The 26,051-nt window shown below is 39.9% G+C and carries 22 protein-coding genes; 9 read left to right on the top strand and 13 right to left on the bottom strand.

The features are described 5' to 3' along the window. Positions 1-24: 24 nt before the first annotated feature. The 3 genes from ACINWC141_RS07065 to ACINWC141_RS07055 all read right to left on the bottom strand — a co-directional run bounded on the left by ACINWC141_RS07065 (position 25) and on the right by ACINWC141_RS07055 (position 2,329). Positions 25-603 carry a dual specificity protein phosphatase family protein gene (locus tag ACINWC141_RS07065; RefSeq protein ID WP_034677910.1) on the bottom strand — a complete coding sequence of 193 codons (579 nt, stop codon included), beginning with the start codon at positions 601-603 and terminating at the stop codon, positions 25-27. Continuing rightward, positions 600-1,412, bottom strand: coding sequence for an MBL fold metallo-hydrolase (locus ACINWC141_RS07060; protein ID WP_204389095.1), 813 nt, complete (start codon positions 1,410-1,412; stop codon positions 600-602). The genes ACINWC141_RS07065 and ACINWC141_RS07060 overlap by 4 nt, the downstream gene beginning before the upstream one ends. 275 nt (positions 1,413-1,687) lie before the next feature. After that, positions 1,688-2,329, bottom strand: coding sequence for a peroxiredoxin (locus ACINWC141_RS07055; RefSeq protein ID WP_009389675.1), 642 nt, complete (start codon positions 2,327-2,329; stop codon positions 1,688-1,690). Between the two features lie 407 nt (positions 2,330-2,736). On the opposite strand from ACINWC141_RS07055, the gene secA reads away from it, so the two are divergent. Beyond that, positions 2,737-5,457, top strand: coding sequence for a preprotein translocase subunit SecA (secA, locus tag ACINWC141_RS07050; RefSeq protein WP_009389430.1), 2,721 nt, complete (start codon positions 2,737-2,739; stop codon positions 5,455-5,457). Positions 5,458-5,588: 131 nt separating this feature from the next. Further along, positions 5,589-6,032 carry a hypothetical protein gene (locus ACINWC141_RS07045; RefSeq protein ID WP_009389378.1) on the top strand — a complete coding sequence of 148 codons (444 nt, stop codon included), beginning with the start codon at positions 5,589-5,591 and terminating at the stop codon, positions 6,030-6,032. A gap of 67 nt (positions 6,033-6,099) precedes the next feature. On the opposite strand, the gene ACINWC141_RS07040 is transcribed toward ACINWC141_RS07045, so the two are convergent. After that, positions 6,100-7,410, bottom strand: a complete 1,311-nt coding sequence (locus ACINWC141_RS07040; protein ID WP_009389556.1) for an MFS transporter — start codon at positions 7,408-7,410, stop codon at positions 6,100-6,102. A 133-nt stretch (positions 7,411-7,543) separates the two neighbouring features. Continuing rightward, positions 7,544-8,185, bottom strand: a complete 642-nt coding sequence (trhA, locus tag ACINWC141_RS07035; protein WP_009389402.1) for a PAQR family membrane homeostasis protein TrhA — start codon at positions 8,183-8,185, stop codon at positions 7,544-7,546. A 127-nt stretch (positions 8,186-8,312) separates the two neighbouring features. On the opposite strand from trhA, the gene ACINWC141_RS07030 reads away from it, so the two are divergent. Then, positions 8,313-9,524 carry a class I SAM-dependent methyltransferase gene (locus ACINWC141_RS07030; RefSeq protein ID WP_009389663.1) on the top strand — a complete coding sequence of 404 codons (1,212 nt, stop codon included), beginning with the start codon at positions 8,313-8,315 and terminating at the stop codon, positions 9,522-9,524. Positions 9,525-9,536: 12 nt separating this feature from the next. Next, positions 9,537-9,956, top strand: a complete 420-nt coding sequence (locus tag ACINWC141_RS07025) for a GNAT family N-acetyltransferase (RefSeq protein WP_009389242.1) — start codon at positions 9,537-9,539, stop codon at positions 9,954-9,956. A 29-nt stretch (positions 9,957-9,985) separates the two neighbouring features. Here ACINWC141_RS07025 and ACINWC141_RS07020 read toward each other — a convergent pair whose 3' ends face one another. The 5 genes from ACINWC141_RS07020 to ACINWC141_RS07000 all read right to left on the bottom strand — a co-directional run bounded on the left by ACINWC141_RS07020 (position 9,986) and on the right by ACINWC141_RS07000 (position 15,824). Then, complete coding sequence (locus tag ACINWC141_RS07020; protein WP_009389412.1) at positions 9,986-10,846, bottom strand: patatin-like phospholipase family protein; 861 nt, start codon at positions 10,844-10,846, stop codon at positions 9,986-9,988. A gap of 15 nt (positions 10,847-10,861) precedes the next feature. Continuing rightward, the gene (locus ACINWC141_RS07015) at positions 10,862-11,119 is read right to left on the bottom strand and encodes a hypothetical protein (RefSeq protein WP_009389397.1); all 258 of its coding nucleotides are present in this window, start codon (positions 11,117-11,119) and stop codon (positions 10,862-10,864) included. 164 nt (positions 11,120-11,283) lie between these two features. After that, positions 11,284-13,419: a 3-hydroxyacyl-CoA dehydrogenase NAD-binding domain-containing protein gene (locus ACINWC141_RS07010; RefSeq protein ID WP_009389627.1), complete on the bottom strand. Its 2,136-nt coding sequence runs from the start codon at positions 13,417-13,419 to the stop codon at positions 11,284-11,286. A gap of 18 nt (positions 13,420-13,437) precedes the next feature. Then, the gene (locus tag ACINWC141_RS07005) at positions 13,438-14,643 is read right to left on the bottom strand and encodes an acetyl-CoA C-acetyltransferase (RefSeq protein ID WP_009389443.1); all 1,206 of its coding nucleotides are present in this window, start codon (positions 14,641-14,643) and stop codon (positions 13,438-13,440) included. A gap of 170 nt (positions 14,644-14,813) precedes the next feature. Then, the gene (locus tag ACINWC141_RS07000; RefSeq protein WP_004789200.1) at positions 14,814-15,824 is read right to left on the bottom strand and encodes an AraC family transcriptional regulator; all 1,011 of its coding nucleotides are present in this window, start codon (positions 15,822-15,824) and stop codon (positions 14,814-14,816) included. A 210-nt stretch (positions 15,825-16,034) separates the two neighbouring features. On the opposite strand from ACINWC141_RS07000, the gene ACINWC141_RS06995 reads away from it, so the two are divergent. From ACINWC141_RS06995 to ACINWC141_RS06975, 5 genes are all read left to right on the top strand, one after another. Beyond that, on the top strand, positions 16,035-17,153 hold the full coding sequence (locus ACINWC141_RS06995; protein WP_009389304.1) for a CaiB/BaiF CoA transferase family protein: 1,119 nt from the start codon (positions 16,035-16,037) through the stop codon (positions 17,151-17,153). 155 nt (positions 17,154-17,308) lie between these two features. After that, positions 17,309-18,541 carry a carbohydrate porin gene (locus tag ACINWC141_RS06990; protein ID WP_081400057.1) on the top strand — a complete coding sequence of 411 codons (1,233 nt, stop codon included), beginning with the start codon at positions 17,309-17,311 and terminating at the stop codon, positions 18,539-18,541. Between the two features lie 174 nt (positions 18,542-18,715). Further along, on the top strand, positions 18,716-21,121 hold the full coding sequence (locus ACINWC141_RS06985; RefSeq protein WP_009389461.1) for a glucose/quinate/shikimate family membrane-bound PQQ-dependent dehydrogenase: 2,406 nt from the start codon (positions 18,716-18,718) through the stop codon (positions 21,119-21,121). A 166-nt stretch (positions 21,122-21,287) separates the two neighbouring features. Further along, the gene (locus ACINWC141_RS06980; RefSeq protein WP_004789205.1) at positions 21,288-22,931 is read left to right on the top strand and encodes a nitrite/sulfite reductase; all 1,644 of its coding nucleotides are present in this window, start codon (positions 21,288-21,290) and stop codon (positions 22,929-22,931) included. Beyond that, entirely contained in the window at positions 22,924-23,409 is a 486-nt protein-coding gene (locus ACINWC141_RS06975; protein WP_009389607.1) for a DUF934 domain-containing protein, read from the top strand. Before ACINWC141_RS06980 ends, ACINWC141_RS06975 begins: the two co-directional genes overlap by 8 nt. Before the next feature lie 52 nt (positions 23,410-23,461). Here the strand turns inward: ACINWC141_RS06975 and ACINWC141_RS06970 are convergent, their stop codons facing one another. The 3 genes from ACINWC141_RS06970 to ACINWC141_RS06960 form a co-directional block, all read right to left on the bottom strand. Beyond that, on the bottom strand, positions 23,462-23,905 hold the full coding sequence (locus ACINWC141_RS06970) for a VOC family protein (protein ID WP_009389331.1): 444 nt from the start codon (positions 23,903-23,905) through the stop codon (positions 23,462-23,464). Positions 23,906-24,035: 130 nt separating this feature from the next. Beyond that, positions 24,036-25,211, bottom strand: coding sequence for a thiolase family protein (locus ACINWC141_RS06965; RefSeq protein ID WP_009389703.1), 1,176 nt, complete (start codon positions 25,209-25,211; stop codon positions 24,036-24,038). Between the two features lie 108 nt (positions 25,212-25,319). Beyond that, positions 25,320-25,835: a GspH/FimT family pseudopilin gene (locus ACINWC141_RS06960; RefSeq protein WP_009389457.1), complete on the bottom strand. Its 516-nt coding sequence runs from the start codon at positions 25,833-25,835 to the stop codon at positions 25,320-25,322. Positions 25,836-26,051 lie beyond the last annotated feature (216 nt).

Genomic DNA, 26,051 nt, shown 5'->3' with positions numbered 1-26,051 from the left:
TCAAAGTTTACACTCAAAAAATTATTAAGATGGATTCGACAGTTGCTGTTGAATCCATCTTACATTTTCAGGTGTAAATAAACGGTCAATGTTCTTCCAAATAATATGATAACCATAACCCCCTTGTTTCATTTCTTTAATCGCATCATCAATTGCCCAATTCTCAAAAATAATTCGATACATCGCAACACTAGCTCCTGTACGGTCTGAACCATGGTAGCAGTGCAATAAGACACGTTGATTATTCTGTTTTGCAATCTTAATTTGTTGCATGACTTCTAATAAGTCTTGTCGGTCAATAGCCCATGTATTGATAGGAATATGCACAAGATTAAAGTTTTCATTTTTAAAAACTAAAGTATCTGCATCTTTAGCTCTTAAATTAATAATAGTTCCAATTCGATTACGTTTTAACTCAGGAATCATCGCTGCATCGGGTTGTTCACTGCGAAAAACATCATTACTAATTTGATAAAAATTATGAGTCTGCGCGACTATAGTGCCCCATTCTTGTGGTCGATGCTCATGTGCAATATTTTCATGCTGCATACATCCCTGTAAATTTATACAGATGAGCAGTGTGATGAGCGTTAATTTTTTCATTTTTGATACCGGTTAAGCTCATAAGGATCATGAGCACAAATTATTTCAATCGTTGGCTCATGTTGAGCTAAATGCTGTAAGCATTTGAGATTAACAAGGCGTTTCTCATTATCCTCTGCAAATGTTTTTTCCAGCAGACTGAGTGATCTTAATTTATTTTTAGGGTTTAGCTCTAGGTGAGAGTAGTAGGCATCCCCACAAAATAATAACCATTGATTTTGTTGTTTTATCGCAATTCCACAATGGCCGGCTGAATGCCCTAATAGAGGCACCATTAAAATTTCATCATGAAACTGAGGAAAGCCTTTTACTTTTTCGAGGTTAAACCATGCTTCACCATGCTGATATTCAACAAAGTTCCAGTAGCGATGGTCTTTATATTGATTAGTTCTATAACGAAGTTTGCCCTTAAAATTTGGAAGTTGAGCTGCGTTATATTCTGCTGCTAAAACATGCACAGTGGCATGTGGAAAATCTGAAATTCCACCTGCATGATCAAAATCAAGATGAGTGACAAAGATGTGCTGTACATCCTTCGGATTAAACCCGAGCTTTTGGATTTGCTGAATGGCACTAAACTCAAGGTTAGGCTCAATTTTGCCTAAACGTTTAACTAATGTGCCTAGGCGTTGTTTCATATGTAAGTAATCTTGTAAGCCAAAACCTGTATCGATAAGCACTAGACCCCGATCAGTTTCAACCAGAAGACAGTGACAGATGACTTCAGCCCGGAAACCTTTTTGACCAAAGAGTGGAGCGCAAACTGGGCACATGCTGCCACACTTTAAATGATGAATTTTATAGATCATGATTTTTATTTTTTATACCGAATCGCTTCGAGTTATAACTGATCTGAACAGTAAAAACCATGTGTATTCAATACATAAATAAAAAGCCATCGCGTTGGATGACTTTTCAAGGGTGGGATATTTACTTATTTTGCTTAAGATTTACTACGCGCTTGGCTTATTTGAAATTTTCTGATGTTTGCCTACGCGCTTCGTTTATCTCGTAGCCAACTTTTCGAATGCTTGCCTACGCGCTTCGCTTGTCTTGCGCTTCAATTAAAGCCTTTTTAAAAGCTTTAATCTTGCTCAGGCTGTGGCGTTAAGCGTAGATAAGGCTTAACCGCTGTATAACCTTTAGGGAAACGTTGTTTAATTTCTTCTTCATCTTTAAGTGAAGGCACAATAACTACATCTTCGCCTTGTTGCCAGTTCGCTGGTGTAGCGACTTTATGCTTATCGGTTAATTGTAATGAGTCAACAACACGTAAGACTTCATTAAAATTTCGACCTGTTGAAGCAGGGTAGGTAATAATTAAACGAACTTTTTTATTTGGGTCGATAATCACTAAAGAACGAACGGTGAGCGTTTCACTGGCGTTAGGATGGATGAAATCATATAGCTCAGATACTTTACGATCTTTATCTGCAATGATTGGAAAGTTTACAGTTGTATTTTGTGTTTCGTTAATGTCGTTGATCCAACCCTTATGAGACTCTACATCATCTACTGACAGTGCGATCGCTTTAACATTACGTTTTTCAAATTCATCTTTTAATTTTGCTGTGTAGCCTAACTCTGTTGTACATACTGGCGTATAGTCGGCTGGATGTGAAAATAAGATTCCCCAACTATCTCCTAGAAAATCATAAAAATGAATAGTGCCTTCGCTCGATTCTTGTTGAAAATCGGGGGCAGTGTCTCCTAATCGTAGTGTCATGGTCGTTCCTTAATTGCTCATAATTTGTTATGTGTTCTAATGAATATGCAGCATTTACTTTATGATTAAAATTATTGTTTTTGTATTTTATTATGAACTTTTTATATAAGTGTAAATATATATGACTAAAACTCACTATTTTATATGCTTAATCAATGTAACTTTAAGGTAAATTTGCTAAATTAGATTTCTCGGAAGTTATGCGTAATAGATGAGCGCTAATGTTACGTTTTTAGGTGCAAGGCACATTACGGGGGACTAGAGGAATGATAAAACCATTCGTCTAACTATCAGATTTTTTTTAGGGGTTTTGTGCAAACCCCTTGTACTTCAAATTTCTGGCACCATAATAAACGACTGAGAAAAAGTTTATTCATTTGACCAAGCAAGATTTAGAGAGTTTATCCATGTTGGCAAGTCTGATCGGAGGTATCTTCGGTACAAAAAATGAGCGCGAACTCAAACGCATGCGCAAAATTGTTGAGCAAATCAATGCGCTCGAGCCGACGATATCAGCTTTAAGCGATGCAGACTTATCTGCAAAAACTCCAGAATTCAAACAACGTTATAATAATGGCGAAAGTTTAGATAAATTACTTCCAGAAGCGTTTGCAGTTTGTCGTGAAGCAGCCAAGCGTGTAATGGGCATGCGTCACTATGACGTTCAGCTTATTGGTGGTATTACCTTACATGAAGGTAAAATTGCCGAAATGCGTACCGGTGAAGGTAAAACCCTGATGGGTACTTTGGCGTGTTATTTAAACGCATTAAGTGGCGAAGGCGTTCATGTGATTACTGTGAACGATTATTTGGCACAACGTGATGCTGAGTTGAACCGCCCATTATTTGAATTTTTGGGTTTATCGATTGGTACGATCTATTCAATGCAAGGCCCGTCTGAAAAAGCGGAAGCTTATCTTGCTGATATTACGTATGGTACCAATAACGAATTCGGTTTTGACTACTTACGTGACAACATGGTGTTTTCTTTAGCAGAAAAGAAACAACGTGGCTTGCACTATGCCATTATCGATGAAGTTGACTCAATCTTGATTGACGAAGCACGTACACCATTAATTATTTCTGGTCAAAGTGAAGACTCTTCGCATCTGTATGCTGCAATTAATACAATTCCCCCTAAATTACATCCGCAAAAAGAAGAAAAAGTGGTAGATGGTGGGCATTTCTGGATTGACGAAAAGCAGCGTTCAGTTGAAATGACCGAAATTGGTTATGAAACTGTTGAACAAGAACTCATTCAGATGGGGTTGTTGGCCGAAGGTGAAAGCTTATATTCAGCAACGAATCTAAGCCTTGTTCACCATGTATCTGCCGCTATTCGTGCACATTTCTTATTCCAGCGCGATGTTCACTATATTATTCACGATGGTGAAGTCGTGATTGTTGATGAACATACTGGTCGTACAATGCCAGGTCGTCGTTGGTCAGAAGGTTTGCATCAAGCAGTTGAAGCGAAAGAAGGTTTGGAAATTCAACCTGAAAACCAGACTTTAGCGACCACAACATTCCAGAATTACTTCCGTCTATATAAAAAGCTTTCAGGTATGACAGGTACTGCTGATACTGAAGCTGCGGAAATGAAAGAAATTTATGGCCTTGACGTTGTGATTATTCCAACTCACCGTCCAATGATCCGTAACGACCAAAACGATTTAATTTATTTAAACCGTAACGGTAAATACAATGCGATTATTCAAGAAATTATGAATATTCGTCAGCAGGGTGTTGCTCCGATTCTGATCGGTACAGCAACCATTGAAGCCAGTGAAATTCTATCTTCTAAGTTAATGCAGGCTGGTATTCACCACGAAGTTTTGAATGCAAAGCAACATGAGCGTGAAGCTGACATTATTGCTCAGGCAGGTAGCCCGAATGCAGTAACGATTGCAACGAACATGGCTGGTCGTGGTACTGACATTATCTTGGGTGGTAACTGGAAGGCGAAACTTGCCAAGCTTGAAAACCCTACTGCTGAAGATGAAGCACGTCTGAAAGCACAATGGGAACAAGACCACGAAGATGTATTGCAAGCAGGTGGTTTGCACATCATTGGTTCTGAACGCCATGAATCACGTCGTATTGATAACCAGTTACGTGGTCGTGCGGGCCGTCAGGGTGACCCTGGTGTTTCTCGTTTCTATTTGTCTCTTGAAGATGACCTTATGCGTATTTTCGCAGGTGACCGTGTCGTTGGAATGATGCGCGCAATGGGTTTAAAAGAAGACGAAGCGATTGAACATAAAATGGTGAGTCGTTCAATTGAGAACGCTCAGCGTAAAGTTGAAGCGCGTAACTTTGATATTCGTAAAAACTTATTGAAATACGATGATGTGAATAATGAACAACGTAAGATCATTTATTCACAACGTGATGAAGTGTTAGCGGAAAATACTTTAAAAGAATACGTTGAAGAAATGCATCATGAAGTGATGAAAGGCGTGATTGCTAACTTTATTCCGCCAGAGTCGATTCATGACCAGTGGGATGTTGAAGGTTTAGAAAACGCTTTACGTATTGATTTAGGTATTGAGTTACCAATTCAAGAATGGTTAGATCAAGATCGCCGTCTAGATGAAGAAGGTTTAGTTGAGCGAATCAGTGATGAAGTGATTGAGCGCTATCGTCAACGCCGCGCTCAAATGGGTGATGAATCAGCAGCAATGCTTGAACGTCACTTCGTTTTAAACTCTCTTGATCGTCATTGGAAAGATCACTTAGCGGCAATGGATTATTTGCGTCAAGGTATTCACTTACGTGGCTATGCGCAAAAGAATCCTGAACAGGAATACAAGAAGGAAGCTTTCAACCTGTTTGTAAATATGCTGGGTATTATTAAAACTGATGTTGTGACTGATCTGTCTCGCGTACATATCCCAACACCAGAAGAACTTGCAGAAATGGAAGCTCAACAGCAGCAGCAAGCTGAATCGATGAAGCTTTCTTTTGAACATGATGATGTAGATGGTTTAACTGGAGAAGTTACACTTTCTCAAGAAACCATGAACGAGTCTGATGATCAGCAAGCTTTCCCTGTTCCAGAAAGTCGCAATGCGCCATGCCCATGTGGATCTGGCCTAAAATATAAACAATGTCACGGTAAGATCTAATCTGCCTTACGAAAAAAAGCAGAACAATTGTTCTGCTTTTTTTATGTTTGTAGTAAGCCTGTGAATAATGTTTGCAGTTTTAAGCATTAAATGCTATTTACTTCTCATCCAGAGTGTATGTTGGAAAGACAATGAAAAAATTATTACAACCTTTATTTTTAACTGTTCTTGCTGTGCCTAGTTTTGTTTTCGCAGCAGAAGCAACTTCAGCCCCTCAAACGACAACGGTTGATAAAGTACTGGCAGCAAAAGGGCCAACTTCGGCTCAGGCTGTAGTGAAGCAAGAAAATACAACAGTGATTAGTCCGCGTACAGGCATTCGCTATACGTTGGGTAATACAGGTAATCGCCCAATTATTTTACAAACTACAGCGATTGCTCCAGCAAATTCAGCAAATATTAATCGCATTGTGGCAACTAATCCTGCTTTATCTGCGAAGAGCCAAGAAAAAGCAAAAGTGGCACTCATTGGTGAAGCTGCTGTTGCCGGACCAGCTGCTGTTGCAGCAAGCAATTTAACAGCTCCCGCTGTAACGAATAGCATTGCACCTTCGAATCCAGCATCAATAAATTAAGTCATATATTTATAAAAAAAGCCGGTCAATCATGAACCGGCTTTTTTTATATAAGAATTTCTAATTTTTAGATCTGATTATTCACATCATCATTTTTTGTTTCACGAATGAGTAAGAACGCGATGAGTGATAAAAGGGATGCCGCGGTAAGATAATAACCAACCGCATATAAACCATAAGTTTCAGCAAGCTTAGTGGCAATAAGGGGCGCAAATGACGCACCAAAAATACCAGCCAAGTTAAACGTTAATGCTGAACCTGTATAACGCACTGAAGTTGGGAAAAGTTCAGAAAGAACTGTACCAATTGGACCATAAGTCAATCCCATAATTGCCAAGCCAGTACATAAGAAAAGGAATACGATTAAGGTATTTCCAGACTCTAACATGCTAGAGAAGAACAAACCGAAAATCGCAGCTGCAATACAGACGCCAATTGAAGTTGTTTTACGGCCAAATTTTTCTGCAAAAATAGCTGATAAAGGTATGAATGCAGCAAAGCAAAGGGTGGCAAAGAGTTGAAGTTCTAAGAACTCACCACGCGCATAGCCAAGCTTTGTGGTTCCCCAGTTTAAGGCAAATACGGTAGTAAGATAGAACACGACAAAAGTACAGATTGCGGCAACTGTGCCCAGAATAAGTTTGCCTGTGTGTTTGGTTAAGACTTCTTTAAATGGAATATTTACTTCTTTTTGCTTATCCAAAACTTTTTGGAATGCTGGCGTCTCATGGAGCTTTAAACGGATATATAAGCCCACAATCACTAATACAGCACTTGCAATAAAGGGAATACGCCAGCCCCATTGCATGAAGGCTTGCTCAGGAATAGTCGCACTCAATAATAAAAATGAACCAGTTGCTAAAATAAAACCAATTGGAGCGCCGAGCTGTGGGAACATGCCATACCATGCTCTTTTCCCTTCTGGGGCATTTTCGGTCGCGAGTAATACGGCTCCACTCCATTCACCACCTAAGCCTAGACCTTGTCCTAAACGACATACGGCCAATAGTAAGGGGGCAAAAATCCCGATGTGTGCATAGGTTGGAAGTAAACCAATACAGACGGTTGAAATACCCATGGTCAGTAAAGCTGCAACCAATGTGGCTTTACGACCAATACGGTCACCTAAATGTCCGAATATTGCTGCACCGATGGGGCGGGCAATAAAGGCAATTGCGAAGGTTGCTAAAGATTGTAAGACTGCGGCACTGCCACTACTAGCAGGGAAAAACAGGTGAGGAAAAATAATAACGGCAGCCGTTGCATAGATATAAAAGTCGAAGAACTCAATAGTTGTACCGACTAAGCTTGCAAACAGAACCCGTGTTTTCGAATTAGTGGCTACCGCCGGAGCAGCAGTCGCAGAGGTTGACTCCATATAAGACCTTATATCAGTTAAAATTTATTTTTGATTTACTATTCTTTTTAAAGACGTATTTTTCTAAAAGAATAGCGTGAAAGAACATCATCCATGACTCTTTCAGGATCACTGAATAAGAGTGAAAAATGAACTAAACTATGTACCAATAGATAGCAAGGAAATGTGCTCCTGCACCTAAAAGCACAAAAATGTGCCAGATCGCATGGGTATATCTTACCTTTTTTAACGCGTAAAACAATGCTCCAACCGTATAAGCTAATCCACCAATGATCAAGAAAATCAATGCATCTTTACTTAAATAGGTGCGCATATCGTCCATTACAAAAACGGCAAGCCATCCCATTAAAATATAAGCGAGCAAAGAAATTTTTTGAAAGCGATGAATAAAAACTAACTTGAAAAGTGTACCAATTGCAGCAATGCTCCATAGTGCAATTAGCAGATAATGAGCTTTTGTAGTAGGAATCGCGATGCTTAAGAAAGGGGTATATGTTCCTGCAATTAAATAATAAATGGCTGTATGGTCAAGCTTCTTATACCAGTAACGTAGATTTTGTGTTTGAGCAAAGTGATAGAGTGTAGAGCTAGTGAAAACTAAAATGAGACTAAATGAGTATACCCATAAACCAACCCACTGAGCAGTTGGAAGATAAGATCCCTTCATAATTAAAAAGATAGAAGCAACAACTGCCATAACCACACCAGCACCATGGCTGTAGGCGTTAAATAATTCCTCTTTAGGATCGTAAGTTTCCAGTACAGATTTACTCATAAGTTTAATTTTTTTGATTAAAAATACGAATGTATAGAAATACAAAACAGTCGTAAAGTTATTTTATTTTTAATCCTAGACCCTTTAAACTTCTATTCTATATGAGTCTTCATTTTTAGGTATATCCGTGTCGGTTTTTTCCTTTGAGCAAGAGCAACAATTCTTCCATGAAATTAAGCAAATGCTTGATCAACAAACTTTTGAGCGTTTGATCTTGAGCCAGTACAAGGGGGAGTTGGAACAGTTGGAAAAAATCACTTTCCGTGTTGTAGAGTTACATGGTCAAAAACAGCTTTCCGCGCTATATCACCACACTACTCAGGATGTGACCAAAAACTATTCATTTGAAGAAGGTTTGCAGCAGATTAAGCAATTAATCATGGAGTGTAAGCAAGCGAATTTATTTTCGACTACTCAAGAAATTCAACTCAAAAAAAATAAGAAAAAAGCCTTATTGAATATGGGTAAAAAGCAGGCGGTAAATGCGACACAAACGGTTCAGACACATGATCGTGAAAAGCATCGCTATGTACAGCAGGGCAATGCGTTTTTAAAAGAGCTTGGTATTACTGATGAAAAAGGCCAAGTTATTCCAAGCATGGCCCGTAAATGGAAACAGATTAATAAATTTATTGAAATTTTTGCGAGCGCTTATGAGCAAATTGATGCATCTCAGCAAGAACTACGCATTGTAGATTTTGGTTCGGGTAAAGGTTATTTAACTTTTGCGTTATATGACTATTTGCAAGAGCAGCAAAAAACACCATTGATCACTGGAGTTGAATTGCGCCCGAATCTGGTTGAGTTTTGCCAGAATGTTGCGGACAAAGTGCATTTTAACCACTTAGACTTTTTTGAAGGTGACGTCCGTAGTTATCAGCCAGAAAAACTGGACGTTATGATTGCCTTACACGCGTGTGATATTGCAACAGACTTTGCCATTCATACTGGAATTCGTTTAAACGCTTCGATGATTATGTGTGCGCCGTGTTGTCACAAAGAGTTACGCCCACAATTACATAGTCCTGAAGTGTTACAGCCAATGCTGCAATTTGGTATTCATGCGGGGCAACAAGCCGAGATGCTGACGGATACTTTACGTGCGTTACTTTTAAAAGCGTATGGCTATGAAACTAAAGTTTTTGAGTTTGTATCGCTTGAACATACCAGTAAAAACAAAATGATTTTGGCCACGAAACGCAAAAACGTTTCTGAACCTGATGCGAAAATTATGGCTCAAATTCAAGCATTGAAAGAAATGTACGGTATTAAAAAACAAACGTTGGAATTACTATTGCAAGATCAGTTGCCGATCGAAAATATTGGTTGTAAGTGCTAGGGTGGTGATCGGATGTATAAAATTATAGCGGGTGGTTGGGAACAGCTTGAGCAAGATGCGAAATATATCCGTGAACAAGTCTTTATTCAAGAACAGGGGATTGCGCCTGAAGATGAATGGGACGATTTGGATGCCACAGTTTTGCATTTTATTGTTTATGACAAAGAACAGCCTATTGCTACAGCACGTCTGTTGCCACAGCATAGCGTAGGGCGTGTTGCGGTTTTAGTGCCTTATCGAAAGCAGGGTATTGGTAAAATTTTAATGCAGCATATTATTGACTATGCACGTTATCATAAACTGCCTTATTTAAAGCTTTCAGCACAAACCTATGTAACAGCTTTTTACGAAGCTTTAGGTTTTCATGTGCAAGGTGAAGTTTATCAAGATTGTGGTATTCCACATATTGATATGGTTTTAGAGTTAAATTGAGACTTCTTTTTAGAAATCTCAATTTAAATTTATTTCATTGCATTCCAGCTTTCAATTGCCTGTAGACCTGTTTCTAAACCGACTTCATAGCTGTAACGAAGCTTTTTCGGGTTAGTAGTTAAACGGCCAGCCATATTTTTAAGTGGCGGTGGGCAAACTTCTAAAATTTGCTGGTCTGGGTTTTGACCACGCACAAAATCTACTGAAGCGTTATAACGAGCGCAACGGCTACGCAAACTATTTGCAAAACCATAATGATGTTTAAATGCATATTTCGCGAGGAATTGATCACCGCGACTACTGGCCTTAAAGTAATTTTTCGGACGAGTGCGTAAAACCAATAGTTTTTTGACGTCACTTTGCTGAGCCGTCCAGCGAACGGGTAGGGCATCTGCAACGCCACCATCAAAGTAGGGTTCACCCATAATATCGACCGGATGACGCGTTAAAACTGGAATTGAGCTAGATGCACGAAGCGCATTTAACAGGTTATCTTTACCGGCACGAAGGTATTCAGCATGGCCTGTTTTAGCATGCGTCAACACCATATAAAAATCAGGATTTTTGGCAAACAGACTTTGTTGATCAAGTGGGTGCTCTTTTTCACCAATTTCCCACATCCATTCTAAATCGAGTAAATCACCGCCTTTAAGGAAGCGCTTGTAATCGATAAATTCAGGGCGAAGTGAGTGATCGACATAAAACGTTAGAGTGCGGCCTTGTTGACCAGCTAAGTAGTTTGCAACATTGGTTGAGCCAGATGACACTCCAACGTATAGATTGAAAGGATTGAACTGTTGTTGTAAAAACGTGTCAAGTACACCACTGGTAAAGGCACCACGCATGCCTCCACCCTCTACAACCAATGCATTACGGGAAAAATCTGTCATTTGAAAAATATCTGTTTACTGAGTTGAATGCTGATGTTCTGACATGTCCATTTCAGGCATATTATCGCTATGTTGAGCTGGTTGTTCGGTAGAGTTTCCAGCTTTTTGTTGCATCTGCTCTTGTTGTGCTTTGCGCTGTGCTCCTGGCATATAGTCAGGTTCATTACTCATCGCTAAATAGAAAAAACTAAGGAAAATCGCACTTAAAACACCAACAATCAGAACAAATTTCCAGCCTAAAATTGCTGACTCGGAAGAATTTTTATCGGACATAAGGATTTCTCGAATGTGCTTTAGAAGCACAAAAATGAAGTCTATTTATAGCATATTTAGGCAGTCGGCTGAAATCTTAAAGGTCATAAAGAAAAACCCATATAAATAAAATATATTTATATGGGCAAGGTTTATGCAGTTTTTAAATATTCAATACGTCTAAGTTATTGAATATTTTGTTTCTGCTCTGCTTTGGTTTTTAGTAAAGCTGGCGGTGTAAAACGTTCACCATATTTTGCAGCTAACTCTTCAGCTCGTTTTTGTGCTTTATCAGTACCATACTGATTTAGGAATTGAATTGCTCCACCCGTCCAAGGTGCGTAACCAATCCCAAAGATAGAACCGACATTGGCATCAATCACAGACTCTAATACGCCTTCTTCATAACAACGTAACGTATCTAGCGCCTGTACAAACAGAATGCGATCAATCATGTCTTGTTCAGAAATGTCATGATCTTTTTGCCAGCGGTTTAAGCCTTCCCAAAGATGCTTTTTACCATTCTCTGGATATTCATAGAAACCTGCACCAGCCGCCTTACCTTTACGGTTTAACTCATGAATCATGGTGTGAACCACTTCATCTACAGAAGTTCTAGGTAAATCTTTACCTTCGGCTTGTAATGCTTTGCGTGCTTCACTAGCAACATGTTCGGTTAATGTTAAAGATACTTCATCTTGAATAGCGAGTGGTCCGACAGGCATACCTGCTTTAAGCGCTGCCATTTCGATACGCGCTGGATGAACACCTTCGGCAAGTAAGCGCATACCTTCTTGAATGAACGTACCAAACACACGACTCGTAAAGAAGCCACGGCTATCATTAACAACAATTGGTGTTTTTCCAATTTGCTGTACAAAGTCGTAAGCTTTCGCAAGTGTTTCTGCGGAGGTGTTTTTACCTTTAATAATCTCGACCAACTGCATTTTGTCGACAGGGCTAAAGAAGTGCAGACCGATAAAAGCTTTATCATCTTTACTTGCTTGAGCTAAACCTGTAATTGGCAGGGTTGATGTATTTGATGCCATTACGCCATTGGCTGCTAAATATTGTTCAGCTTCTTGAGTGACTTTAGCTTTGAGTTCTTGGTTTTCAAATACCGCTTCAATAATTAAGTCACAGCCTTGTAGATCTGCTGCTGAAGCGGTAGCCGTAATCAGTGATAAAACCTGATCACGTTTTTCTGCGGTCATACGGCCTTGCGAAACACGTTTATCAAGAAGCTTTTGTGAGTAAGCTTTACCTTTCTCCGCATTTTCAACAGATACATCTTTCAGTACAACTGGAATGCCTTTAATTGCGGCTGAATATGCAATGCCCGCACCCATCATGCCCGCACCTAACACACCCACTTTAGTCGCTTGCCATTTTGCAACATCGGCAGGGCGGCTTGCACCAGACTTAATTGCATTTAGACCGTGCCAGAACGTGCCGATCATATTTTTAGAGATTTGGCCTGTTGTAAGCTGAGTAAAGTAGCGAGATTCAATACGCAAAGCGGTATCGACATCGACTTGAGCACCTTCAACTGCGGCAGCCATAATTGCTTCAGGGGCAGGGTAACAACCTTTGGTTTTGTCTCTTAACATGGCGGGGGCAATCGCAAGAACTTGTGCAACTGCCGGAGTCTTTGGATCACCACCCGGAATTTTATAGCCCTTCACGTCAAAAGGTTGTTGAGATTTTGGATTCGCTTTTACCCATGCAATTGCTTTATCTAAAAGCTCTTGTTCATTTTCAGCAGTATCGTGAATTAAGCCTAAAGATTTTGCTTTATCAACACCGAACTGTTTGCCTTCCATTAAAAATGGAAATGCATTTTGAAGCCCAAGCAGACGTACCATGCGCACAATACCGCCGCCACCCGGTAACAAACCTAAAGTGACTTCTGGTAGGCCAAATTTACTTTTCGCGTCATTGATTGCAATACGGTGATGGCAACTTAATGCGATTTCCCAACCGCCGCCAAGTGCAGTGCCATTTAATGCTGCAACAACTGGAATTCCTAGCGTTTCAATTGTACGTAAATGACCTTTTAGCTTTTCAACCATATTAAAAAAGTCAGTCGCGTGTTCAGGCTGAACTTGAATCAGCTCATCTAGATCACCGCCTGCAAAGAAAGTTTTTTTAGCTGAGCAGAAAATAACACCTGAAAGTTCTGTTTCTGCTTTAATTTTCTGAGTCGCCTCATCGAGCGAGTCACGAAACTCGGCATTCATGGTGTTTGCAGATTGACCAGTTGAATCAAGCGTTAATATGACAATATTGTCGGCATTTTTTTCGTATTGAATTGCACTCATCTTTTATATCCCTAATTTTTATACGCGTTCAATAATGGTGGCAATACCCATTCCACCGCCAACACAGAGCGTCGCTAAACCGCGCTTTTTGTCTTGTCGTTCAAGCTCATCAAGTAATGTGCCTAAAATCATGGCACCTGTTGCTCCTAGTGGATGGCCTAAAGCAATTGCACCGCCATTTACGTTGACTTTTTCAGCAGGGACGTTGAGCTCATTAATAAAACGCATAACAACTGCCGCGAATGCTTCATTGACTTCAAATAGGTCAATATCATCAATCGTAAGACCAGCTTTTTCTAACGCTTTACGTGCAGCAGGAGCAGGGCCTGTTAGCATGATGGTCGGGTCAGTACCGACTAGTGCAGTGGCCAAAACTTTAGCGCGTGGTTTTAAATTTTGTTCTTTTACCGCTTTTTCTGAGGCTAATAAAACAACAGCAGCACCATCGACAATGCCTGACGAGTTACCTGCGTGATGAACATGATTTATTTTTTGTGCTTCCGGATATTTTTGTAAAGCAACTGCATCAAAACCCATTTGCCCCATCATTTCAAAACTTGGGTTGAGCTTCGTTAGACCTTCGAGTGTAGTATTGCCTTTAATAAACTCATCTTTATCTAAAATCACCACACCTGCGTGATCTTTTACTGGTACGACTGAGTGATTGAAATAACCATTTGATTGAGCAGCTGCCGCTTTTTGTTGTGACTTTACAGCGAAATTATCAACATCTTCTCGGCTATAGCCATCTAGGGTTGCAATGAGGTCGGCCCCAATACCTTGCGGAACAAATGATGATTTAAGGTTTGTTTCTGGGTCTAGCGCCCATGGTCCACCATCGGAACCCATTGGAATGCGTGACATTGATTCAACTCCACCAGCAACCACTAAATCTTCCCAGCCTGAGCGAACTTTCATGGCTGCCATGTTGACTGCTTCTAAACCTGAAGCACAAAAACGATTGATTTGTACCCCAGCAACATCATCATTCCAACCCGCTGCAATCGCTGCTGTTTTTGCTATGTCACCGCCTTGATCACCAATTGGTGTTACACAGCCCAAAATAATGTCGTCAACTTTAGATGTATCGAGTTGATGGCGCTGCTGTAATTCATTTAATAAAGTGGTGAGTAAGGTAATTGGTTTTACTTCGTAAAGAGAGCCATCTTTTTTTCCTTTTCCGCGTGGTGTGCGAATGGCATCAATAATATAAGCCTCGCTCATAACAGTTCCTTTTTTATTGCTTAAAATTTATTTGTGTTTTGAGTGTACTGGTTTTAATAGCGAGTGCAATGACGATAAGCGCACCAGTCAGGTGATGATTTTTGCCAATAGAAATACAAAAAAGCCCAAGTCGAACTTGGGCTAAATGTGAAACTAAAGAGATTTAAGAATTAGTGATAACCGTGTAGCTGGCGATATAAACCTGGGGTTACGCCTGTCCACTTTTTAAATGCACGGTGGAATGTACTGGTTTCACTAAAACCGACTTGTTGAGCAACGTCTTCAAGTGTTAATTCAGGGTTGAGTAATAAGTGAATTGCAGCATCTCGACGCAAAGCATCTTTTACGCCTTGATAGCTTTTCCCTTCAGCAGCCAAGCGGCGACGTAAGGTTTGAGGAGATAAATACAGCATTGATGCAACGTCATTAAGCGTTGGCATTTCTTCACCAATCTGGCTTTTGAGCACTTCACGAATACGAGAAGTCAGCGAGTTGGTGTTTTTGAATTTGACTAAAAGCTGAGCAGGTGCTGCTTTTAAGAACTCTTCTAGCGTTTTTTCATCTTGGCGGATTGGTAAGTCAAGATAATCAGCCGCAAAGGTAATTTCAGTACGTGGTGCATCAAACTGCATGACTGGTGCAAAAAATAATGCATCATATTCATCTGCATGTGCAGGACGTGGATAGCTAAAATGAACACGCTCTAATGGCAAACGGCGTTCAATGAGCCATGATGCTAGACCGTGCCAAATCATAAGCATACTTTCGGTAATGAAATGATCTGGATCTAAAGTTTTTGGAATGAGCGGAACTAGACGTGCTTCATGCTTGTCACGTTCTAGGCTGACAGACCATTCATCGCCAAATAATTTGTAAAATTGAGATGACAGTTCAAGGGCTTGGCCCAATGTTTTTGCGTGAATAATCAACTGACACATAATGGCAAAAGTGCCCAGACGACGTGGTTGTACGTCAAATCCAACGTGTTCATCCTGTGTGACCATCCACAACATTTTTATAAAACGAGTGTATTGTTCTGGTGAGATTCGAGCTTTAGGTTGACGTAATAATTCCGCTTCAATGCCCACATGTGAAAGGAGCATTTCAACATCCATGCCAAGGCGCTTTACGCCTGTCAAAGCCGCATTCACGAAGTGGATGCTAATCGTATCGCGACTCATATTGAATCCTTCAGTCTCTTTGATGTTCACTTTAAATTGACCTAAATGACCGTCTAAAAAAATAAATTGGCGATTTACAACAGAGTAAAAGCACTTTTTACATGTTAAATTGCCGAAATGATCAAGGTAAATGGCTGAACATGACATTGTTTTAGAATATTTGCTTAACTAATATAAAAGAAAATATGAATAATAGTGGTTAAAAAAACGATGACGACAGCATTAAATGGACTTAAAGTTCTCGATTTCTCGACACTCTTACCTGGACCTTTTGCCACAATGTACTTAGCCGATATGGGGGCAGAAGTTATCCATATCGAATCTCCATCACGACCTGATCTAATTCGGATCATGCCGCCATACGCAAATGGGCAAGCAACAGCACATAGTTATTTAAATCGAAACAAACAGTCGATTGTTCTCGATTTAAAAGATCCGGCGAGTATTGAATTAATTAAAGCCAAGATTTCTGATTTTGATATTGTCATAGAGCAGTTTCGACCTGATGTCATGCACCGCTTAGGATTAGACTACTCAACACTTGCCGAAATTAACCCGCGTTTAATTTACTGCTCAATTACAGGTTATGGTCAAACTGGAAGCTATAAAGATAGAGCAGGGCATGACATTAACTATTTAGCCTTAGCTGGTATTGCTGGGTATAGCGGCCGACAAGACAGTGGTCCGCCACCGCTCGGTATTCAAGTTGCAGATATTGCAGGTGGTTCCCTTCATGCGGTCATCGCTATTTTAGCTGCGGTGGTTGAACGTGAGCGTAGTGGAATGGGGCAATATATTGATATTTCCATGACCGATTGTGTTGCTAGCTTAAATAGTATGGCTGCTTCAGCCACACTTGCTGCACAGGTCGAGCAGGCTCCAGAGCATGGCATGCTCAATGGTGGCATTTTCTATGATTATTATATGACGCAAGATGGTCGTTATCTTTCAATTGGTAGTCTTGAACCACAATTTATGTCAGGTTTATCAATCGCTCTTGACTTACCACTATTATTACAAAAAGGTGCTTCATTAGATGCCGAAGATCGACAAGAAGTTAAACAAGCTATTCAAGAAAAAATTAAAAGCAAAACATTTAAAGAATGGCATGAAATTTTTGCAAATCTTGATGTGTGTGTAGAACCTGTCTTAAGTCTAAATGAGGCATTAAATTCGCCCTTAGCACAACAACGTGGATGGATTGTGGATGTACCTTTGCAAAATAATACAGCCGATACCGAACCACAATTAGCTTGTCCAATTAAGTTTTCAAGATCAAAAATGAGATATTCCTTTATAGGTCAGAAACTTGGTGAAGGACAGTGGTAAAGAGCAGAGGCTATTTGTTATACAATGTGTATTAAGATTATTATTAGATTAATCAATTGATTAACATTTTGAATAATTTCTTTACATAAAATTAGCGTACCCTTTATAAACAAAGACATAAAAGGTATGTAAACATGAAAACACATAAATCCTTGATGGCTTCCTGTTTATCCGTTTTATCAATTACTCTTTTTATACAGCACGCACAAGCTGCTGCTGCATTTGACCCAAATAGTCCTTGGATGTTGGGTGATTGGAACGGTCAACGCACCGCGTTACAAGCACAAGGTTATGATTTTTCTTTTGGATATACCGGCGAATATGCCGGTATTTTAGATTCAAAAAATACATCTACGCATGGTAGTGCTTATACGGGGCAACTGGCATTAGGAACTCATTTTGACCTAAATAAAATTTTAGGGTGGCAAGATACCGAAGCTCAAATCACGTTAACTTATCGTGATGGGCAGTCGCTTTCTGAACATTCACCAGCTTTAGCAGGGCATTTAAGCTCGGTACAAGAAGTGTGGGGGCGTGAGCAAACTTGGCGTTTAACAGATTTGTGGATTAAGAAAAAATTCATGGATCAAAAATTAGACGTTAAAGTCGGTCGTTTTGGTGAAGGTGAAGACTTTAATAGTTTTGACTGTGATTTCCAGAACTTGGCACTTTGTGGCTCGCAAGTCGGCAACTGGGTGGGTGAGCAATGGTATAACTGGCCAGTTAGCCAATGGGCAATGCGTGTTAAATATAACTTGCAGCCTGACCTATATACGCAAGTAGGGGTATATGAATATAACCCAGAAAATCTGGACCGAGGCAAAGGTTTTAATCTAAGTACTGATGGTTCACATGGGGCAATTATTCCTGCCGAAGTGGTGTGGTCACCTAAACTAGGCGCTCAAAGCATGGCTGGTGAATACCGTTTAGGTTATTACTACAGCACTGCTGATGCCGAAGAAATTACAAATAAGGCTCAAACATCTCATAAGCAAGGTGTATGGGTAACTGCAAAACAAAAATTATTCCAGCCTGCTGATCAAACAGACCGTGGGTTGACTGGTTTTGTGAACCTGACGTTCCACGACTCTGATACCAACAAAATTGATAACATGCAAAATGTAGGCTTGGTCTATAAAGGTTTGCTCAATCAACGTCCTCAAGATGAGTTGGCATTAGGTGTTGCGCGTATCCATATCAACGATGATTGGAACGATGTCCAAACTAAAGAATATGACACTGAATACAATACCGAGCTTTACTACGGTATTCATGCGACAAACTGGCTGACTATCCGTCCAAATGTGCAATATGTTCGTCATGTTGGTGCATTAAAAAATGGTGATAACACTTGGGTAGGCGGTATTAAATTCTCAACTGCATTCTAAGCGTAATTACCCTGAAAACGGATTGTCGAGGACTAAATCATTGATTGAAGCATCCTGACCTTCCGTTTTTTCTTTATGCCTGAATTTTGTTTTAGATGTATTGGTGATGTCGATTTTTAATTAAAAACTCGGCATATCTTTCCGATAAAAATGATGATTGATAAGAGGTGGTTTATGAATCAACCTACTTCAAGATCAGGTTTAACGACTTTTACCGTAATTATTATTGGGTTATTAGCGTTATTCCTGTTAATTGGAGGTATTTGGCTCGCTACATTAGGCGGTTCAATTTACTATATTATTGCTGGTGTATTACTCCTTATTGTTGCATGGCAACTCTATAAGCGCGCATCTACGGCCCTATGGGTATATGCCGCTTTGATGCTAGGTACTATTATTTGGGGCGTCTGGGAAGTTGGAACTGACTTCTGGGCACTTGCACCTCGTTTAGATATTTTAGGTATTCTTGGTTTATGGTTATTGATTCCAGCTGTGACTCGTGGAATCAACAACCTTGGATCAAGTAAAGTTGCCTTATCTTCTACTCTAGCAATTGCAATCTTGTTGATGGTCTATTCCATTTTCAACGATCCGCAAGAAATTAATGGTGAAATCAAGACACCTCAACCAGAAACAGCTCAGGCTGTACCTGGTGTTGCAGAGAGTGACTGGCCAGCCTATGGTCGTACTCAGGCAGGTGTACGTTACTCTCCGTTGAAACAGATCAATGATCAAAACGTAAAAGATTTGAAAGTTGCTTGGACTTTACGTACTGGCGATCTTAAAACGGGTAATGACTCTGGCGAAACAACTAATCAGGTTACACCGATTAAAATCGGTAATAACATGTTTATCTGTACAGCTCATCAACAATTAATTTCGATTGATCCTGCGACAGGTAAAGAAAAATGGCGTTTTGATCCGAAGCTTAAAACGGATAAATCGTTCCAGCATTTAACTTGTCGTGGTGTGATGTACTACGATGCAAACAATACAACTGAGTTTGCAACGAGTCTTCAAGGCAAGAAATCTAACTCTACACAATGTCCGCGTAAAGTCTTCGTTCCAGTGAATGACGGCCGTTTAGTGGCTGTGAATGCTGACACTGGTAAAGCATGTACTGACTTTGGTCAAAATGGTGAAGTGAACTTGCAAGAGTTTATGCCATACGCTTACCCAGGTGGTTACAACCCAACATCTCCTGGTATTGTGACTGGTTCAACTGTTGTTATTGCTGGTTCGGTAACCGATAACTACTCAAGTAAAGAGCCATCTGGTGTAATTCGCGGCTACGACGTTAACACTGGTAAACTTCTTTGGGTATTTGATACAGGCGCAGCAGATCCAAATGCAATGCCGGGTGAAGGAACTACTTTTGTTCATAACTCGCCAAACGCGTGGGCACCTTTAGCATACGATGCCAAACTTGATATCGTTTATGTACCAACAGGTGTAGGTACACCAGACATCTGGGGTGGCGACCGTACCGAGTTGAAAGAACGTTATGCAAACTCGATGTTAGCGATTAATGCTTCAACAGGTAAATTAGTGTGGAACTTCCAGACAACCCATCACGATTTATGGGATATGGACGTACCATCACAACCATCTTTAGCGGATATCAAAAACAAAGCTGGTCAAACTGTTCCTGCAATCTATGTATTGACGAAAACAGGTAATGCCTTTGTTCTTGATCGCCGTAATGGTCAACCAATTGTTCCTGTAACTGAGAAACCAGTTCCACAAACAGTTAAACGTGGTCCACAAACTAAAGGCGAGCATTATTCAAAAACTCAGCCATTCTCTGACTTGAACTTGGCACCACAAGACAAATTGACTGATAAAGATATGTGGGGTGCCACTATGCTTGATCAGCTCATGTGTCGTGTATCTTTCAAACGTCTAAATTACGATGGTATTTACACTCCACCATCTGAAAACGGTACTTTAGTTTTCCCTGGTAACTTAGGTGTGTTTGAATGGGGCGGTATGTCAGTTAACCCTGACCGTCAGGTTGCTGTAATGAACCCGATTGGATTGCCATTCGTTAGTCGTTTAATTCCTGCCGATCCAAACCGTGCAGAAACTGCAAAAGGTGCGGGAACTGAACAGGGCGTACAACCGATGTACGGCGTACCTTATGGTGTTGAAATTAGCGCATTCTTATCTCCGCTTGGTTTACCTTGTAAACAACCAGCTTGGGGATATGTAGCTGGCGTAGATTTGAAAACTCATGAAGTGGTATGGAAAAAACGTATTGGTACAATTCGTGACAGCTTACCGAACTTGTTCCAGTTACCAGCTGTGAAAATTGGTGTGCCTGGTTTAGGTGGTTCAATTTCTACTGCCGGTAATGTCATGTTTGTTGGTGCAACTCAAGATAACTACTTACGTGCGTTTAACGTCACGAATGGTAAGAAACTTTGGGAAGCGCGTTTACCAGCGGGTGGACAAGCAACACCAATGACTTATGAAATCAATGGTAAGCAATATGTTGTGATCATGGCTGGTGGTCATGGTTCATTTGGTACGAAAATGGGCGACTATTTAGTGGCTTACGCTTTACCAGATAACAAATAAAATGCTTCTATAAAAAGAGCTCGGATTTATCCGGGCTTTTTTTATATTGATTTATATTAAAGCTTATCAATAAAACCGTTATTAAATATGCAAAAAAAGCATTTTATTGATGAATGAAAGCTCGCTATGCTATCCGCCTTAATAATGAATCTACTAGCCATACGCCATGTATTTATATACCGATTTCGACCAGCAGCTGGTTAATGAACGAGTTGCTCAGTTCCGTGATCAGACTGAACGCTATTTAGCTGGCAAACTTTCTGAAGATGAATATCGTCCGTTACGTTTGCAAAATGGTTTATATGTGCAACGCTATGCGCCTATGCTGCGTATTGCTGTGCCGTATGGCTTAATGAATTCTAAGCAATTACGTAAAGTTGCTGAAGTTTCAACTGCTTATGACCGTGGTTATGCACACGTATCTACACGTCAAAACATCCAGCTGAACTGGCCTGCACTTGAAGATGTGCCAGATATTTTGGCAGAACTTGCAACTGTACAAATGCATGCCATTCAAACCAGTGGTAACTGTATTCGTAACACAACAACTGACCAATATGCAGGTGTAGTTGCTGGTGAAATTGCAGACCCACGTCCAACATGTGAATTGATTCGTCAGTGGAGTACGTTCCACCCTGAATTTGCATTCTTGCCACGTAAGTTCAAAATTGCTGTTTCTGCACTTGAAGAAAAAGATCGTGCAGCAACTGCATTCCACGATATTGGTGTTTATATTGTGCGTAATGAAGCGGGTGAAATCGGCTATAAAATTATGGCTGGTGGTGGTTTAGGCCGTACCCCAATCATCGGTAGCGTTATTCGTGAGTTTTTACCGCGTGAAGATTTAATTGCTTACTTAGAAGCGGTTCTACGTGTTTATAACTTGCATGGCCGTCGTGATAACAAATATAAAGCGCGTATTAAAATTCTAGTTAAAGCGTTAACTCCTGAAGTGTTTGCACAGAAAGTTGAAGCTGAATTTGAACATACACGTGAAGCATTGAAAATTCAGCCAGAAATCTTGAAAAAACTAGATGAAGAGTTCACTCCATTTGATTATCAAGATTTGGCAGATGAAGACTTTACAGCTTTATTTGCTGAGCATCCAAAATTCAAACAGTGGTTCAATATCAACACGCATGCGCATAAAGTGAAGGGCTATCGTATTGTTACGATTTCTCTAAAACGTGCAGGTATCGCACCAGGCGATATGACCACTGAAGAAATGAACTTTATTGCAGATCTTGCTGATAAATATACTTTCGGTGAACTTCGCACGACTCACGAACAAAACATTGCTTTGGCAGATGTGCCTCAAAAAGATTTGTTCGATGTATGGCAAGCGCTTGAACAGCAAAATATGGCACGTGCACATATTGGTTTTATTACCGATATCATTAGTTGCCCAGGTGGTGATTTCTGTTCACTTGCAAATGCGAAATCAATTCCAATTGCTGAAGCGATTACACGTCGTTTCGATGACTTAGATAAAGTTTATGATCTTGGTCATTTAGATCTAAATATTTCTGGTTGTATGAATGCTTGTGGTCATCACCACGTAGGTAACATCGGTATTTTAGGTGTAGATAAGAAAGGCGCTGAATTCTACCAAATTACATTAGGTGGTAATTCTGACCATGATGCATCAATCGGTGACATCTTAGGGCCATCATTTGCAGCAGATGCTGTGCCTGATGTAATTGAGGAAGTATTAAATACTTATCTTGATTTGCGTACGGAAGGTGAGCGTTTTGTTGATACATATCGCCGTGTAGGAATTCAACCATTTAAGGAGCGTGCATATGCTTAATACAGCTCTACCAGTGCTTTATAAAGATGGCACGATTGCAGATAATACCTATCAAATCATTGCTGAAGATGGTGTAGTTCCTCAAGGTGATGTTGTGGTAACAACGGCTCAACTTGACCAATTAGTTAACGTTCAAGGCAAAAAAGCTTTGTATGTGACGGTAAATGATTCACCTGAAGATCATAGTTTTCCATTAAATGAACTTGATTCAATTTTTATTGAGTTTGCCGGTTTTGGTGATGGTCGAGGCTACTCATTTGCAGCACTGTTACGCCGCCAAGGTTTCCAAGGTGAGTTACGTGCAACGGGTGATGTGTTTAAGGATGTTTTAAATTACTTAAAGCGTTCTGGTTTTGATAGCTTTGTCGTAAAAGAAGGCAAAGACGTACAAGAAGCTGCGGCAGGTTTGCAAGACTTTACCAATCCGTATCAAGCTTCAACCGGTGTGCCAGAAGCGAGTTATCAAACAGGTGCTTAATAAATCCTGAAATAAAAAATCCCGCAATTTGCGGGATTTTTTATATTGAAAATTATGTATCAAGTTGGCAGTTGACCATCCACTTTATACCAAATTGATCGGTAAACGCTCCGTATAATGCTCCCCAGAATGTTTTTTCTAGAGGCATTTCAATTTGACCATTTACAGATAGAGCATCAAACAGCTGTTTAGCTTTTTCTTGCTCGTCCTTTTCAAGATTAATTGCGATGTAGTGATTATTGCCTTGGGTAAAAACACTGTTAGGTGCACAGAACTGATCATTTGTATCTGATGCCATAAGTACAGTGTATTCATTAATGGGTAGAGAAACATGAAGAACTAGATTTTTGTTCGCTTCAGATAATGTCACACCTTCTGACGGTGGCATATCACCATAGCGACTCAACATGGCGAACTCGCCACCAAAAACTGATTTATAAAAATTAAAGGCTTGCTCTGCCTGACCTTGGAAATTGAGGTAGTGATTGAGTTGCATTGTTATTGTCCATTGTTGTTTTCGTTTAAGAGAATAAGTTAAAACTTAAAAGTGATTTTGTGGGTCATTTTTTGTAGCTTTTTCATAAAAAAATCCCACTGAAGTGGGATTTTTAAATACTTAATTTTAATTAAATGAGTTCAATTGCAACAGCTGTTGCTTCACCACCGCCAATACAAAGTGCTGCAATACCTTTTTTACCGCCAGTACGTTTCAATGCATGAATAAGCGTAAGAATAATACGAGAACCCGTAGACCCTACTGGATGACCTAGCGCACAAGCACCGCCATTGATATTAACTTTCTCAGCATCAAGCTTGAAATCATCAATTGGGCACATGGTAACCATGGCAAAAGCTTCGTTAATCTCCCAGAGGTCAACATCTTGAGCATTCCAACCCGCTTTTTTAAGTACTTTTTCAATAGCACCAACTGGAGCGATCGTAAATTCTGAAGGATGCTGAGAGTTTGAAGCTGTTGCGATAATTTTCGCAAGTGGCTGTAAACCACGTTGAGCAGCAACTTCACTTGATGTCAGTACTAATGCAGATGCACCATCCGAAATAGAACTTGCGTTTGCTGCGGTTATCGTTCCGTCTTTTGCAAAAGCTGGTTTAAGTGACGGAATTTTATCGATCTTTGCATTTAGAGGTTGTTCATCTTGATCAACCACAACATCACCTTTGCGACTAGGTACGGTAACCGAGACAATTTCGTCTTTGAAATAACCTTCGGTAATTGCCGTTTGAGCACGTTTCAAAGAGCGGATCGCAAAGTCATCCATTTGCTCGCGTGTATAGCCACGAGTATTTGCCATATCTTGAGCAAAAGAACCCATTAAACGACCAGTTTCAGCATCTTCAAGTCCATCAAGAAACATGTGATCTTTAATTTCACCATGGCCCATACGATAGCCAGCACGTGCTTTTGGTAAAACATAAGGTGCATTTGTCATGGACTCCATGCCGCCGGCAACAACAATTTCAGCACTACCAGCTTTAATCATGTCGGTTGCTTGCATCACGGCTTTCATGCCAGAGCCACAAAGCTTATTAATCGTCACAGCACCTGTAGAGTCAGGTAAGCCAGCTTTGCGCATTGCTTGACGAGCAGGACCTTGTTTTAAGCCAGCAGGAAGAACACAACCCATAATGACTTCTTCGACATCAGTAGGTTGTAAACCTGCTCGTTCGATTGCTTCTTTAATCGTTACAGCACCTAATTCAGGCGCTGTAAGTCCTGATAGTGATCCTTGAAAACCACCCATGGCAGTACGAGCACCATTAACAATTACGATATCAGTCATTGTTGTAATCTCCGATTGTTCTTTATCTCAAATTAAGAAAACATTAAAACTTAAGCAGTATATTGCAAAATGGGGGATGGCTTGGATTCTGTATTAGACTGTAGAGTTCTAACAATTTTGAAGTTCTTCTAAGCGTACATGCCCCATTTTGCTAAGAACTAATTTAAAATTTTTAAGCTGATTATAAGAACAATAAGTAAAACTGCCGTTAGACTCACGTGGAAGTCCGGTATCTCCCTGAAATACGATACTATTTAATTTTTTGCCGAATTTTTGAAATTTCAAAGAACCATAATGATGATTAAGTTCAATATTGGTTAATATTTCTTCGTCGCTTTCTCTTTGTAGATTATGATTTGTGTCTACAAAGCTTATAAGGCTTGTATCCCAATTACTATTACACAGCGTTAAGTCAACACTTGGGCAAAGTACGACATTCTTATGTCGTAGAATTGCGTCGTATTTGGCTTTTTGTATATGAATTGTGAGTAGTCGAGGCGTGTTTTTTAATTCTACCGAAGCCATAAATTGGTGGTATAAAGGAACAGCTATAGCGAACATAATCATAAGAATTGCGAGCGTTATAGTGAGTTCCATTAGTGTGAAACCGGGAGATTTAAACATTAAAATTCCTTAATATATAAAGAAATATTTTGATTTTATGCGTTCTATCAATGATTTATATAGCTTTTTATAATGAGGAAACACAAAATTAAATAAAGGTTATCAGGACGCTAGAATACTGGTAAAATCACCCTAAGCGAAACAAAGAAGTTGTTCATATTTGCTAGTTGAGTAAAAAATTACCGAATTACAACGGAAATTGTAAGTAATTTTGTC

The sequence above is a fragment of the Acinetobacter sp. WC-141 genome (assembly GCF_000313935.1).
Classification (GTDB): Bacteria; Pseudomonadota; Gammaproteobacteria; order Pseudomonadales; family Moraxellaceae; genus Acinetobacter.
This window is presented reverse-complemented; position numbering and strand designations above follow the sequence as displayed.